The following is a 15113-nucleotide window of genomic DNA, read 5'->3' as shown; positions in this document are numbered from 1 at the left end:
GGCTGAACCGGGGTTTATGCTATACTTAATTAGAATTTACACTAAAATTTAACCCCAAAATTACGGACTAATTTAGAGTGAGGGAAGGCATTTTTATTTATGGCAGATAAACCAACATTTTACATTACGACGCCGATCTACTACCCATCAGGGCGGCTACACATCGGTAACTCATACACCACGATTGCTTGTGACACGGTTGCCCGCTACAAGCGGAGCAACGGTTACGACGTCTTCTTCTTAACGGGAACCGATGAACACGGCCTGAAGATTGAAGACAAGGCCAAGTCTCAAGGCCAATCACCTCAGGAATACGTGGACGGCATGGCTGATGGCATCAAGCAGCTCTGGAAGACGCTGGAAATTTCCAACGACAAGTTCATCCGGACGACGGACAAGGAACACGTGGCCGCCGTGCAGGAAGTCTTTGAACGCCTCTTAAAGCAGGGCGACATCTACCTGGGCGAATATGAAGGTTGGTACTCTGAGGATGACGAAGAGTACTTTACCGAGACCCAACTGGCCGAAGTCTACCACGACGATAACGGTAAGGTTATCGGTGGGAAGGCGCCATCCGGTCATGAGGTTTCGCTCGTTAAGGAACAGTCTTACTTCTTCAAGATGAGTAAGTATGCGGACTGGCTGTTAGACTTCTACCACAGCCATCCTCACTTCATCCAACCAGAATCTCGGATGACAGAAATGATCAATAACTTCATCAAGCCAGGTCTGGAAGACCTTGCTGTCTCTCGGACCACCTTTACTTGGGGTGTGCCCGTCAAGAGTAATCCGAAGCACGTGGTCTACGTGTGGATCGATGCCCTGTTGAACTATATTACGGCACTGGGTTACGCCAGCGATGATGAAGGTCTCTTCAAGAAGTTCTGGCCAGCCAACGTTCAAATGGTGGGTAAGGAAATCGTTCGTTTCCACTCGATCTACTGGCCAATCGTGTTACATGCGTTAGGGATCGAAGCCCCCGATGAATTGTTTGCCCACGGTTGGTTACTCATGAAGGACGGCAAGATGTCCAAGTCTAAGGGAAACGTGATTTACCCCGAGACGCTGGTTGACCGTTACGGTCTCGATGCCCTGCGCTACTACCTGATGCGGGCCATGCCTTACGGTAATGATGGGACCTTTACCCCAGAAGACTTCGTGGACCGGTTGAACTATGACCTGGCCAACGACCTGGGGAACCTGTTGAACCGGACCGTTGCCATGATTAACAAGTATGAAGACGGCAAGCTACCTGAGTTCAAGGCTGGCGTTACTGAATTTGACGGTGACCTCGAAGCCACGGCTAAGACGGTTATCGCCAACTATCATGATTTGATGGATCAGATGCACTTTGCCGATGCCTTAGCTGAAATTTGGAAGTTAGTGGCCCGGACCAACAAGTACATCGACGAGACGGAACCTTGGAATTTAGCCAAGGATGACAGCAAGGCCGTTGAATTGGCCGCCGTTATGGCTCATTTGGCAGCTAGCCTGCGGGTGATTGCCACGCTGATCAGTCCCGTCATGACTCACGCTCCTAAGGAAATCTTTGCCCAATTGGGCTTGGATCCTGAAACCTTAACGATGAGCGACCTACAATTGGCCGACTTACCAGCCGGAGCTCAGGTTGTGGCCAAGGGGACACCAATCTTCCCACGGATCGACGTGAAGGAAGAAGTTGACTTCATCCAAGGTCAAATGACCAAGTCTGAAAAGACCAAGGGTCGCGCCGCCATGGCCGCCAAAGCCGAGGCCCAACAGGCTGCTGCCGAAAACGACACGGAGCTCACCTTGAACAAGCCTGAAATTCGTTTCGACAAGTTCGAAAAGATTGAATTGCGGGTCGCTGAAGTCAAGGCGGTCGATCACGTTGTCGGTGCCGACAAGCTCCTCAAGTTCCAATTGGATGCTGGGGACCAAGGCAACCGTCAGATTCTGTCGGGGATTGCCAAGTGGTATCCAGAACCAGAAGTCTTACTGGGTAAGAAGGTTGTCATTGTTGCCAACCTGAAGCCACGTAAGATGCGTGGTGAAGTTAGCCAAGGGATGTTACTTTCTGCCGAACACGACGGCAAGGTCCAACTCTTAACGCTGCCAGACAGTATGGTTAACGGATCATCAGTCGAATAAAGTTAGTAAAAACATGAAAAACGTGGGCGGGGGGTCGATGAGACGCCGACCCACGTTTTCAATTTTAGCGTTAATCGGGCCACACACTTAGGAGGATCATGATGAAAATCTTTGATTCACATACCCATTTAAACAGTGAGGAATTCATTCAGGAGGTTCCACGCTACCTGAAACAAGCGGCGGACCTGGGCGTCGTCAAGATGACCAACATCGGCTCCAACACCCAGTTGAATGCCGATGCGATTAAGTTGGCACACCAATATCCCCAACTGTACGCGGCGGTGGGCTGGCATCCCGAGGATTCCAAGCATTATGATGCGGCCAAGGAAAAACTGTTAGAAGAACAGCTGACCGATGACCGTGTCGTGGCGCTTGGCGAAATTGGGTTAGACTACCACTGGGATACGTCACCTCAGGATGTTCAGCGCAAGGTATTTGCGCGGCAGATTGCGATCGCTAAGGAAATTGGCAAGCCGATCGTGGTCCACAACCGGGATGCCTTTGAAGATACCTATCGTATCATTAAGGAAGCCGATATCCGCGACATCGGGGGCGTCATGCACAGTTTCAATGGCGATCCCGAATGGCTGAAGAAGTTCCTGGATCTGGGGATGCACATCTCTTACTCCGGGGTGGCCAGCTTTAAGAACGCTCACGAGGTTCACGATTCGGTTCGGGCCACGCCACTAGACGTGATGATGGTCGAGACGGATGCGCCCTACCTGACGCCGGAACCACATCGTGGCGAACAGAACGAGCCCGGTTTCACCCGTTATACAGTGGAAGCCGTGGCCAAGGAACGTGAGACGACGCCGGAAGAAATTGCGGCCGCTACTTACCACAACGCAGAGGAGTTTTATCACATTAATGAAAAAGATTAAAGAAGTCCTGGTCGTCGAAGGCAAGGACGATACGAAACAAATTAATCGCGCAGTCAACGCGGATACCATTGAAACGCGAGGGTCCGCGATCGATGAGGACACCTTGGCACTGATTGCTAAGCTTGCCGATCAACGGGGGGTCATCATTTTTACCGATCCTGACTTTTCCGGTGAAAAGATCCGTAAGATTGTGGCCGAAGCCGTGCCCAACGCCAAGCATGCCTTCTTACCGAAGGCGGCCGGCCGACCGGATAAGGCCGGAGGTTCGCTGGGGGTGGAACACGCCAGTCCTGAGGCCATTCGTGCGGCGTTAGACCACGTCTACACCGAAACCGATGCGGCACCTACCCTCATCACGCATGAAGATTTGATGACCGCCGGACTCATTGGTGGGGCCGGGTCTAAGGCCCGCCGTGAGCAACTGGGGGAACTTCTCCAGATTGGGTACGTCAACGGCAAACAACTTGAAAAACGGCTCCGGATGTTTAGCATCCAGCCCGCAGACTTTGCGGCAGCCGTCAAACAGATTCGAGAAAGGGAGAACGCCCATGAACAATAGTGCGCCAGAGATTGGATCACCAGCTAGAACAAAAGCCATCCTGACCCGTTATCGGTTAGTGGCCAAGAAGAGCCTGGGTCAGAATTTCCTGTCCGACCTGAACATCCTGCGGAACATTGTCAATGCCGCCGAGGTCACGGAAGACGATAACGTCATTGAAATTGGCCCTGGGATTGGGGCTTTGACCGAACAGATTGCCAAGGGCGCACGTAAGGTCGTGGCCTTCGAAATTGATGAAAACCTCCTACCAGTCTTAGACGAAACGTTGGCAGATTACGATAACATCAAGATCATCAATCAAGATATCTTAAAGGCGAACCTCGCCGAAGTTATTCACGAGGAGTTTGAACCGGGTCATCCCGTCAAGCTAGTGGCTAACCTGCCTTATTACATTACGACGCCAATCCTGATGGGGGTCCTCCAGAGTGGGGTGGCCTTCGATGAGATCGTGGTTATGATGCAAAAGGAAGTTGCCGATCGCTTGGTGGCCGAACCCGGAACCAAGGCCTACGGGTCCCTTTCCGTGGTGATGCAGTACAAGGCCCACGTGGCCGTAGCCTTTGAGGTGCCGCGCACGGCGTTCATTCCACAACCTAACGTGGATTCCGCGATTATTCGGCTGACACCCAGAGAGCCACTGCCAGTTAAACCGTACGAAGAAGAAGCCTTATTCAAATTTGTTAAGGGCTGCTTTATTCACCGCCGGAAGACGCTGTGGAACAATTTACAAGGCTTATTTGGTAAGCAACCCGAGGTGCGTGAACGCCTGGAATCCGTTCTGGAAACGGTCGGTGTCTCTCGGCAACTACGGCCAGAACGGTTAACCCTGATAAACTTTATCGAATTAACCAACGCTTTTCACAATGAAGGACTTATGTAACCCTTTTCAATTGTGGATTCTTGCGGTTTAAAGTAGGTTGTGGTATAATTTGCAATTTCTGTGAAACCATGCTATAATTGTTTCACAGAGGTGAAGGGCATGCCAACAAGTTTAGCGAACATTAAGAACAAACTGGACGATCGCATTGGCGACAAGTTAATGGTGATTGCTCAGGCTGGGCGTAAGAAGACGACAGAACGGCATGGCATTCTTCGGGAAACCTATCCGGCTGTTTTCGTTGTGGATTTAGACCAGGATGAAAATTCGTTCAAGCGGGTTTCGTACAGCTATACCGATATTTTAACCAAAAACATCGAAGTCGATTTCGATGAATAAATAATTGGGCCGGTCAGGCCTTTTTATTTTGCCTAAAACCATAGTATAATGGGCTTAATTATATTCACGAGAACGGTAGACTCGGTCTATCTGGAATTAAGGTGAGCTCATGCAACTGATTGAAAAGGCGCCTGCCAAGATTAACCTCGGGCTCGATACGCCCTATCATCATCAGGATGGTGCGGAAGAGTGGAACATGGTCATGACTTCCGTGGACTTGGCGGACTACGTAGAGATTCAAACGCTAACCAAGCATAAACGAATTCGGGTGGCCTCGGATAGCGGCTTCCTCCCTAACGATCAGCGGAACCTGGCATACCAGGCCGCACACTTACTACAGACTCGCTTTCATATCGATGAGGGGGTCAATATTCGCATTAAAAAAAATATTCCCGTGGCGGCTGGCCTCGGTGGGGGCTCTTCGGATGCCGCCGCCGTCTTGCGCGGACTGAACCAACTCTGGGACCTCGGACTTTCCTGGCAAGAGCTGGCTAAGCTGGGACTCGAAATTGATTCTGATGTGCCGTACTGTGTTTATGGCCGGACGGCACATGTTCGTGGGCGCGGGGAGCGCATCACGCCACTCTCAAAGTTACCAGCGGCTTGGGTGGTTTTGGCCAAGCCCAAGGTGAGCGTGTCGACACCCAGCATTCTGCAACAGATTCGTTACGATAATTTGGAACATCCCGACATTGACGGCCTCTTACGTGGGATTCGTGATCAGGACATTGACGCCATGTGTGCGGTGATGGGTAACGTCTTGGAACCGTTGACGGCCCATCGCTATCCCGAAATTACGCAGTTGAAGCAACAGATGATGAAGTTCGGGGCCGACGTGGCACAAATGAGTGGGACTGGTCCCACCGTGTTTGGACTTTGTAGTAAGCAGTCCCGAGCACAGCGCGTCTTTAACGGAATGAAAGGCTTCTGTCGAGAAGTCTATTTAGTCCGGCCGTTACCATAAGGGGGTAAGTGGTTAATGAGCAGAGCGGAGGAGCTTTTTAACGCGATCCAACAGGATCCACAGAACGCAGAATTGACGCAACAGGGTCTGTTGCCCTTATATCGCGTGGAGCCCAATGCGACAATCTTATTGGTCAGCCAGGCGCCCAGTCGGCAGGCCCAGGCGTCGATGACGTTTTGGGATGATGCCAGTGGCAATCGGTTGCGAGATTGGATGGGCGTCACGAAGAATGAGTTCTACCATTCCGGTAAGATTGCGGTGTTGCCTTTGGATTTTTATTATCCGGGTAAGCACGCACATGGTGGTGATCTACCCCCACGCAAGGGCTTTGCGGAAAAGTGGCATGCGCCCTTGTTAGAGCTGATGCCCAAGATTCAACTAACCCTGTTGATTGGCCAGTACGCACAGAAGGCCTATCTGCCTCAGCGTCAGAAGAATTTGACGGCGACGGTAGCTGCCTTCAGGGATTACCTGCCGGCATACTTTCCGCTAGTTCACCCGTCACCGCTCAACTTGGGCTGGCTTCATCAGCATCCTTGGTTTGAGACAGACGTGGTGCCAGAACTACAACAACGCGTGGGGCGTCTGATCCATTTAAATTGACTTAACGAACTCGAGACGGTGTTCTCGAGTTTTTTTGTACGCAAATAGACGGTAAATAGTGGCACCGACCCACATTTTTAGGTACAGTGGAGGTAACAAATTTGACGCGAGTCAGGAATGGGGCAGGCAGTATGGCAAAGAGTTGGCAGAAGTGGCTGGGGGCAACGGCAATCGCCGCCGCGGTTGGCACAGTTGGGGTTCTCGGTGGTGCCGCCGTGGTCTACCAGGCCGCAACGAAATCATTTAGCCGTAACCGACGCAAGACGAAGCAACGAGCGATCGCGGAAAATACCGCGGCGGACAACGCCTGGTATCTGCGACACAATCCCGTGGAGTGGACCCAGACGAGTTTAGACGGACTGATTCTGCGGGCCAGCTGTATCGAAGCCACCCAACCGACCAAAAAGGTGGCTATCTTGGCCCACGGCTTGGGCCATGCCCGCGAACAGATGATTCCCTGGGCTAAGACCTTTCATGACTGGGGATATACCGTTCTGATGCCCGATGCCCGGGCCCACGGGGATAGTGAGGGCCATACAATCGGGTACGGTTGGCCGGACCGGTTCGACTATAATGGTTGGATTAATCAAGTCATTGCCACCTATGGTGAAGACTGTGAAATTGTGTTATTGGGGATTTCCATGGGGGCTGCCACGGTGTTGGCGACTGCCGGGGAAGACCTGCCACATAACGTGAAGGCCGTCGTGGCCGATTCTGGTTACGCGTCCGTATTGGCGGAAGCCCGCTACCGGATTCGCAATAAATATCATCTGCCGGTTTACCCAATCCTGCCAATTGCTGATCAGTATTCCCGTTTAGCCGAGGGTTATCGGCTTTCAGATGGAAACATCGCCCAGCAACTTCAGAAGACGCATTTGCCAATTCTGTTTATTCAGGGGGCTAATGACGAGACAGTTCCGGTGGAAAATCTGGATGTGTTGTATCGAGCGGCGGCTGGTCCTAAGGAACGGTACCGCGATAACGAGGCTGGTCACATTGCCACGCGTGCGAAGGACCCGGCCAAGTATGATGACTTGGTTAAGACGTTTCTGGAAAAGTATGTTGATTAAGTGTTAAACAAATGGTCCCACTGACTTTGATTTGGTCAGTGGGATTATTAATGTGGCGGTAAATTGGCCGCCTGCGGCTGCCAGGGATTCCGCCTGCTGTGGGGACGCTTCAGCCCGGTGGGCTTCTCGCTCGATTTGAAGCCCCGCCAGAGGCGCGGGTCTTCAAAGTCGCCCAGAATGTAAGGCCGAGATAAACCGCTCGGTCTAACATTCTCACCACGGCCGGCTCCATCTCTGGCCTCCTCCGGCTAGGGGAGCAGTCTTCAACGACATTCAGAATGGTTTTTCGGGGGTGCTGAATGGTGTGATTAATCTTGCAAAGTTCCAGATTTTAATGACTGTAAGTTGTCACGAGTAGTTTTGGTTTCAGAATCGACGGATCGCCGCCAGCTATGGATTTTTTCATGAAATACATCTCATTGCTTGCTAATGATCTCCAGCCGGAGGTCACCAGACAGAACCCCGTGTCGGTGGTCTTGGTCGGGGTTCTGTCCCGGCCTAGAGCACGGGCCAACTTTGAAACTGGTGGTTTTCGAGGGCCAAGGTTGCCCTGAAGACCGCTTCTCAGGCTTCAGGTCTGCCCCACCGGGTGGCGTCTGGTGGCCGCAGGCGACCCATGATAGCAACTATGATAGTGAACAATTTCAAACGATTAAGGTAACATTAGGAAAGTCTTAAACCCGGTTGACAAGCTTACATTATCTGGTAAGATATTAAACGGTAATCATTACCATTTACATAAATGAGCGAGAAAAGAGATGACGAGTTTGCGACGCAGGGAACGACAATTTAGTGGGTTCGGGATCATGGTCTTATTGGCCCTGATTTTAGTAGGGGTCACCCTGAGTGGCTGCTCGGCAGCCCCGACGGTCCAACACAAAAGCAATAAAATTCGAGTCGTGGCCACACTGGGCTTCTACGGTGAGGCGGCCAAGGCGATCCTGGGCAACCAGGGTCAGGTCACCACGGTGATCAACAGTCCCAGCATCGACGCCGAGAGTTATGAGCCGGACGTGAAGACGGCTAAGGCGGTCGCTAAGGCCGATGTGGTCATTGAGAATGGCCTAGGTTACGATAGCTGGATGGACCGGGTTGTAGCCGCTAATAACGACGCTCAGACCAAGTCCCTGTCGATTGGTCATCTGATGGGTAAGAAACTCGGGGATAATCCCCACTTATGGACCGACCCAACCACGATGGTGAAGGTGACCCGGCACTTGGTGACCCAATTCAGTAAGATTGATCCGAAGCACGCCGCCGATTACCGCCGGCGCGGACGAGCTTATGAGGCTCAGCTAGATGAACTGCCTAAGTTGGCGACCGCTATTTCTAAGAATAGCCATCATCAGCGCGTGGCCGTCAGTGAACCCGTCTTTGACTTGGCGCTGAGTGCCATGGGTTACCGGGTTAGTGATTCGCATTTTGCCCAGTCAATCGAGGAAGATAGTGACCCGACACCGGCAGATATCACCCAACTGCAGGATCAGATCAAGCATCATCGGATTGCCTTTTTCGTTGAAAATACGCAAAATACCAGTAAAAATGTGACGGCGATGGTACAACTCGCCAAGAAACACCACATTCCCGTGGTCAAGGTGACCGAGACCATGCCGGTTCACCAGAGTTATAGGACCTGGATGCTCAAGCAGTATCGCCAGGTGCAACGCATTCAAGAACAGGAGGGTCGCGCATGACCAATGCACCTATTTTAAAATTAGACCATCTCGGCGTGACGTTCCCGAACAATCCCGTCTTCAGCGACCTGAACCTGACGATTCGCCAAGGTGAGGTGTGGAGTATTATCGGGAAGAACGGGGTCGGCAAGACCACCTTGATGCGGACCTTACTGCATCAATTACGGCCAACGCAAGGCAAGGTGACCTATCTGCCTAGCGTCAACGACGTGCGGATCGGCTATGTTCCTCAATTTCGGAACATCGATGCCGATTATCCGCTGACGATTCGGGATTTTATCGGGCTTAACCTGACCGGTTGGAAGTTACCTTGGCTGTCGGCTAAGGAGCGGGTCAAGGTTCAACGCATCATTGAACAGACTGGCTTAACTGAATTAGCGAACCGGCCCATTGGCCAGGCATCGGGTGGGGAAAAGCAGAAGGCTTACCTGGCACAAGCCCTCGTGGAGGCGCCTAACCTCTTAATCTTGGACGAGTCGACCGCTAGCTTGGATCCCGTGACCAAGACGGAGCTGTTGGACCTCGTGACCGAATTGAATCAACGGTTGAATCTGACCGTGCTCTTCGTGACCCACGATATTCCCATGGCTCAGAAATATACGCATCAATATCTCATGATGACCCCCGGCAAGGTTGAACAGGGGCCAATTTCTCAGCTGACAGACGACAAGGTTTGGGAGGGCGAAAATGTTTAGTTATGAATTTATGCGCAACGCCTTCGCGGCCGGGACCATTATTGCCGTGATCTGTGGCATTATGGGGGTCTTCGTGATCGCCCGGAACATGTCCTTTCTGACGCACACCCTGTCTGAAATTGGGTTCTCTGGCGCGGCCTTCGGGGTCTTCGCCGGTTGGGCACCGCTCAATGGGATGTTGCTGTTTACCGTGGTGAGTTCGGTCATTGTCGGCCAGCTCTCAGCTCGTTCGGAACGTCGGGAGGCAGCCACCAGCGCCATCTCGGCACTCTTCATTGGGATGGGGATTCTGTTCTTATCTCTGGCCAACAAGAATGCCAGTTATGCCACCAGCATTCTCTTCGGGAGTGTCATTGGCATCAGTGTCAGTGACGTGCGCCAGATGCTCTGGTTGTCTCTCGTGGTGCTGATTGTAGTCTTTGTGCTCTACCGGTTTCTGAAGTTTGATTCGTTTGACCATACCGGGGCCCGGGTTAAAGGTTTGTGGACCAATGCCTTATCAATTACGTTCTTAGTCTTAGTGGCTCTGAGTGTGAGTGTCGCGGCCCAGATCGTCGGGTCATTGTTGATCTTTATCCTGTTGACCTTACCGGCCGCGACGGCAAAGTACTTTGCCCACACCGTGGGGGGGATGATGGTCTTGGCCATTGCCTTGGCCCTGATCGGTGTCTGGAGCGGACTGACGTTGAGTTACTTCACGAATTACCCGGTTTCCTTCTTTATCGCGGCCATTGAGGCCATCTTCTACTTTGTCGCACTGGGTTGGCAACGACTTCAGACGGCGGAATAAGGGGACAATCTAAGAAAATGAATGTGAAAAGATCGATGGCTCACCCCTGTGGTGGGTCATTTTTAGTTAATCACCTGTATTGAATCGTGAAAAGCAAAAAATACGTTGAAAGCTGCCAAATATCCATACATTCTTTAAAATTTGGCTCTTTTTCCTAATTCTCACCGAAATGTAACGAAAAACCCGAACATTTATGCTAAAATTGGCGGTACAATTAATACTAAATAATAGTTGAGGTGAAGAGGTTGAAAGTCAGAAGAAGTGACCGTCTGGTCGATATGACCCGGTATTTGTTAGAACGTCCGCATCAATTGGTGTCCTTGACCTTTTTTGCAGAGCGATATGGGTCGGCCAAGTCTTCCATCAGTGAAGATCTGACGATCTTGAAACGGGCTTTTCAGACGCGGGGAACCGGGTTGCTGGAGACCGTTCCCGGAGCTGCCGGTGGTGCACGGTTTATTCCGTACATTTTAAAAGAAGAAGCCGAACAATTCGTATCCGAAATGATTACGGAACTGTCCGAAGCCGATCGTTACCTGCCGGGTGGCTACGTTTATATGTCCGACATCCTCGGCCGGCCAGCTGCCTTGCGGCAAATTGGCCGTATCTTGGCGACGCAGTACCTGAACCAGTCGGTTGATGTGGTCGTTACGGTGGCAACCAAGGGAATTCCTTTGGCCCAGAGCGTGGCCAGCTATCTGAACGTGCCTTTTGTCATTGTGCGGCATGATTCTCAGATTACCGAAGGGTCCACGGTCAGCGTGAACTACGTCTCCGGTTCGACGAAACGTATCGAACGGATGGCCTTGTCCAAGCGTAGCGTTAAGCCCGGTTCCAAAGTTCTGCTAGTCGATGACTACATGAAGGGCGGCGGTACCGTGGGTGGGTTGCGTTCATTAGTTGATGAATTCGATTCACAGCTCGCCGGGGTTGCCGTGTTTGCGGAAGGCGACTTCGAGGGACAACGGACCGTGACCAAGTACACGTCACTCTTAAAGATCCACACAAAGGACGAACAGATCCGGGTGACACCAGGGAACTATTTGACCCAAATTTTTGGTGCCGAAAATAATCAATTAAACTAGGAGATATCGGAATGAACACGAGAAATACGATTATCCTCGCGGCTGGTAAGGGCACGCGGATGAAGTCAAAGTTATACAAGGTCTTACATCAGGTTTGCGGCAAAGCCATGGTGGACCACGTTCTCACGCAGGTAGAGAAGACCCAGATGGATCAAATCGTGACGGTCGTGGGCTACGGTGCCGATGACGTCAAGGCCACGTTAGGTGACCGGACGGCATACGCACTTCAGGCCAAACAAATGGGAACGGGCCATGCCGTCTTACAGGCCGAACCACTCTTGAAGGATGAAGCCGGCACCACGCTTATCGTGAGTGGGGACACGCCATTATTTACGGCTCAAACGTTTGAAGACCTCTTTGCCTACCATGAAGCCAAGCACGCGGCCGCAACGGTCTTAACCTCTGTTGCCCCAGACCCAACCGGTTACGGTCGGATCGTGCGGAACAACATTGGTATCGTTGAAAAGATCGTGGAACAAAAGGATGCCAGTTCTGAGGAACAGGAAATCCATGAAATTAACACTGGGGTTTACGTCTTCGACAACCAAAAGTTGTTTGCGGCCTTACACCAAACGTCTAACGACAACGCTCAGGGTGAATACTACCTGACCGACGTCATCGAAATCTTGAAGCAACAGGGAGATATCGTGGCCGCTTACCAAATGGCGGACTTCGATGAATCCATGGGGGTTAACGACCGTGTTGCCTTGGCCAACGCCACGAAGATCATGCGTAACCGGATCAACCGACAACACATGCGCGACGGGGTCACGTTAATCGATCCCGACACGACGTACATTGATGCCGGTGTCAAGATTGGTTCCGACACCATTATTGAAGGCGGCGTGGTCCTGAAGGGATCTACCGTCATTGGCGAGGATTGCTACATCGGCGCTCACTCCGAGATCCGGAACTCAACGTTAGCTGACCATGTCACCGTCACTTCTTCTCTGTTGGAAGATTCTACGATGGCTAGTGGCAGTGACATTGGCCCTAACAGTCATTTACGCCCAGAATCACACATTGGGCCTAAGGTTCACTTGGGGAATTTCGTCGAGGTCAAGAAGGCCACGATTGGCGAGGGCACCAAGGTGGGTCACCTGACTTACGTGGGTAATGCCAAGCTGGGTAAGCACATCAACATCGGCTGTGGGGTCATCTTCGTGAACTACGATGGGCAACACAAGCACGAGACGGTCGTGGGGGATGACGCCTTCATCGGGTCAAACTCAAACTTGATCGCCCCATTGAATGTGGCGGACCACAGTTTTGTGGCTGCTGGATCAACAATTACAGACGACTTAAAGCAATATGACATGGCCATCGCGCGTCAACGCCAGACCAATAAGCCTAATTATTACCAGAAACTCCCGTATCGCGGTGAAGATTAGAGCGAGGGTCTTGTGTTTCACGACACGATAGCATAAAATTATTATAGTAAATTCTGGCAGTTTAGTTGCTATTGGAGGAAATTATGGCTACGCAATATTTTGACCCTAAACTAAAGATTTTTGCGTTAAACTCTAACAAGCCGTTAGCGGAAAAGATCGCTAGCGAGGTTGGTGTTGAATTAGGGAAAACTTCGGTGGATCGGTTTAGTGACGGTGAAATTCGGATTAATATCGAGCAAAGTGTCCGTGGTTGTCACGTCTACGTGATTCAATCCACGTCGGCACCAGTCAACGATAATTTGATGGAATTATTGATCATGATTGATGCTTTACGACGGGCAAGTGCGGCCACTATCAACGTGGTCATTCCATATTACGGGTACGCCCGACAGGACAGAAAAGCCCGGTCTCGCGAACCAATTACGGCCAAATTAGTGGCAAACATGCTACAAACGGCTGGCGTAACGCGGGTACTGGCTCTCGACTTGCATGCCGCTCAAATTCAGGGATTCTTCGACGTTCCAGTGGACCACTTGATGGGTGCCCCACTGTTAGCCGATTATTTCCTGACCAACGGGTTAGACAAGGACGCTGTTGTGGTCTCACCAGACCATGGTGGGGTCACCCGTGCCCGGGCATTGGCAGAATTCTTGAAGGCCCCAATTGCCATTATCGACAAGCGGCGGCCTAGAGCCAACGTTGCCGAGATCATGAATATTATCGGGGATGTCAAGGGTAAGCGATGCATCATGATTGATGACATGATCGATACCGCCGGAACGATCACATTGGGTTCACAAGCCCTGATGGATGCCGGCGCTACCGAGGTCTACGCAAGTTGTACCCACCCCGTTCTCTCGGGTCCAGCCATTGAACGAATCGAAAAGTCCCCAATTAAGAAATTAGTGGTGACGGACTCCATTCAATTAACGGCAGACAAGCAAATTGACAAGATTCAACAAATCTCCGTCGGTCCCCTGATTGGCCAAGCCATCAAGCGGATTAACGAAAACCGGCCAGTTAGCCCGTTGTTCAAGAACCGTTTCCGGTCCGCAGAACAATAAAGAAACTGAAAAAACTTGGGTCGTGGTGCACACGGCTCAAGTTTTTTTGCTAAAATAGGTTAGACTAACTACATGTGGTGGTGATCTTTTGCCGCCTGCGGTGGACAGGACCGATACCCTATGGGGAACGGTCGAAGCCAAAGGTCGGTCTTCAACCTCGCTCTCAAGCCCCACAAAAAACGTGGGTCTCGAGAACGTCCCGTGGTGTAAGGCCGGATAAATCGCCGACCTAACACCACCGACACAGGGTATCGTCCCTGTCCACTTCCGGCTAAGATCGACTGACCAGCTGAATGCGTTTAAACTCGACTTTCGATTGCTGGATAATTATCAGTATTACGTGATCAGGGTGGTTAGAAGGCACCGATGTTTTTGGGATGTACACTATTCCTAGCCGGAGAAAACCAGACAGAACCCCGTGTCGGTGGTCTTAGCCGAGGCTTAGAGCACGGCCAACTTTGAAACTCGTGTTTTTCGAGGGCCAAGGTTGTCCTGAAGACCGTTTCTCAGGCTTCAGGTCTGCCTCACAGGGTGGCGTCTGGTTGCCGTAGGCGGACGACACAATGGAAGTCACGTGTAAATTTAAAATTTGAAGGGAGCAACTGCCATGACAAATTGGCAGCGCTGGACCACAGGCACCTTAGCTGTGGGACTGATTGTTGCGTTAGTAATGCGCATCTTGAAACAACCCTTAATGGTCATTGGCAACTTACTCTTCATGATTGGGCTGGCACTGCTGGTCCTGGGGATGATTGGGGTATTAGCCAAGGGTCATTTGTTTACCGGGTGGCGTCGGCGACGACGTAAAGGGGATCCGGTAACCAAAGAGGAACGCGAAAAGAAAATCGACGTGCGTCACGTGGCGACGGTGAAAAACTCGCCGATCGTGGTGAATGGATTTGCCCGTTACGGATTGGTTTCTGGTGGGGTGTACGTGATTATCGGCATTATTTTAACACTGCTATAAAATT

Annotated in this window: 15 protein-coding genes; all 15 read left to right on the top strand. The window is 51.5% G+C overall.

Features of this window, described 5'->3' with window-relative positions; translation table 11 throughout:
- Positions 1-99: 99 nt before the first annotated feature.
- The 15 genes from metG (at position 100) to OCU14_RS04635 (ending at position 15109) form a co-directional block, all read left to right on the top strand.
- Positions 100-2130 (top strand): methionine--tRNA ligase, encoded by a 2031-nt coding sequence (metG, locus tag OCU14_RS04705; protein ID WP_261810017.1) that lies wholly within the window; start codon positions 100-102, stop codon positions 2128-2130.
- A 101-nt stretch (positions 2131-2231) separates the two neighbouring features.
- A complete protein-coding gene (locus OCU14_RS04700; RefSeq protein ID WP_261810016.1) occupies positions 2232-3011 on the top strand; it encodes a TatD family hydrolase in 780 nt (259 codons plus the stop codon).
- Complete coding sequence (rnmV, locus tag OCU14_RS04695) at positions 2998-3570, top strand: ribonuclease M5 (RefSeq protein WP_261810015.1); 573 nt, start codon at positions 2998-3000, stop codon at positions 3568-3570. The genes OCU14_RS04700 and rnmV overlap by 14 nt, the downstream gene beginning before the upstream one ends.
- Positions 3560-4450: a 16S rRNA (adenine(1518)-N(6)/adenine(1519)-N(6))-dimethyltransferase RsmA gene (rsmA, locus tag OCU14_RS04690; RefSeq protein WP_261810014.1), complete on the top strand. Its 891-nt coding sequence runs from the start codon at positions 3560-3562 to the stop codon at positions 4448-4450. Before rnmV ends, rsmA begins: the two co-directional genes overlap by 11 nt.
- A gap of 99 nt (positions 4451-4549) precedes the next feature.
- Positions 4550-4786: a Veg family protein gene (locus tag OCU14_RS04685; protein ID WP_057878876.1), complete on the top strand. Its 237-nt coding sequence runs from the start codon at positions 4550-4552 to the stop codon at positions 4784-4786.
- Positions 4787-4895: 109 nt separating this feature from the next.
- Positions 4896-5750: a 4-(cytidine 5'-diphospho)-2-C-methyl-D-erythritol kinase gene (gene ispE, locus OCU14_RS04680; protein WP_261810013.1), complete on the top strand. Its 855-nt coding sequence runs from the start codon at positions 4896-4898 to the stop codon at positions 5748-5750.
- A 15-nt stretch (positions 5751-5765) separates the two neighbouring features.
- Complete coding sequence (locus tag OCU14_RS04675) at positions 5766-6353, top strand: uracil-DNA glycosylase family protein (protein ID WP_261810012.1); 588 nt, start codon at positions 5766-5768, stop codon at positions 6351-6353.
- Positions 6354-6484: 131 nt separating this feature from the next.
- Positions 6485-7423 (top strand): alpha/beta hydrolase, encoded by a 939-nt coding sequence (locus OCU14_RS04670; RefSeq protein ID WP_261810011.1) that lies wholly within the window; start codon positions 6485-6487, stop codon positions 7421-7423.
- Between the two features lie 758 nt (positions 7424-8181).
- Entirely contained in the window at positions 8182-9117 is a 936-nt protein-coding gene (locus tag OCU14_RS04665) for a metal ABC transporter solute-binding protein, Zn/Mn family (protein WP_261810010.1), read from the top strand.
- Positions 9114-9812: a metal ABC transporter ATP-binding protein gene (locus tag OCU14_RS04660; protein ID WP_261810009.1), complete on the top strand. Its 699-nt coding sequence runs from the start codon at positions 9114-9116 to the stop codon at positions 9810-9812. The genes OCU14_RS04665 and OCU14_RS04660 overlap by 4 nt, the downstream gene beginning before the upstream one ends.
- Positions 9805-10602, top strand: a complete 798-nt coding sequence (locus OCU14_RS04655) for a metal ABC transporter permease (RefSeq protein ID WP_261810008.1) — start codon at positions 9805-9807, stop codon at positions 10600-10602. Before OCU14_RS04660 ends, OCU14_RS04655 begins: the two co-directional genes overlap by 8 nt.
- Positions 10603-10847: 245 nt before the next feature.
- On the top strand, positions 10848-11687 hold the full coding sequence (gene purR / locus OCU14_RS04650) for a pur operon repressor (protein WP_083488559.1): 840 nt from the start codon (positions 10848-10850) through the stop codon (positions 11685-11687).
- Positions 11688-11698: 11 nt separating this feature from the next.
- Positions 11699-13078 (top strand): bifunctional UDP-N-acetylglucosamine diphosphorylase/glucosamine-1-phosphate N-acetyltransferase GlmU, encoded by a 1380-nt coding sequence (gene glmU, locus OCU14_RS04645; RefSeq protein WP_261810007.1) that lies wholly within the window; start codon positions 11699-11701, stop codon positions 13076-13078.
- A gap of 83 nt (positions 13079-13161) precedes the next feature.
- A complete protein-coding gene (locus OCU14_RS04640; RefSeq protein ID WP_057878868.1) occupies positions 13162-14142 on the top strand; it encodes a ribose-phosphate diphosphokinase in 981 nt (326 codons plus the stop codon).
- A gap of 607 nt (positions 14143-14749) precedes the next feature.
- Positions 14750-15109: a DUF3899 domain-containing protein gene (locus OCU14_RS04635; protein WP_261810006.1), complete on the top strand. Its 360-nt coding sequence runs from the start codon at positions 14750-14752 to the stop codon at positions 15107-15109.
- The last annotated feature ends 4 nt before the right edge of the window (positions 15110-15113 follow it).

It is taken from the genome of Levilactobacillus humaensis (assembly GCF_024345185.1).
GTDB lineage: Bacteria > Bacillota > Bacilli > Lactobacillales > Lactobacillaceae > Levilactobacillus > Levilactobacillus humaensis.
The sequence above is the reverse complement of the archived record's forward strand: the minus strand, read 5'-3'. Positions and strand labels throughout refer to the sequence as shown.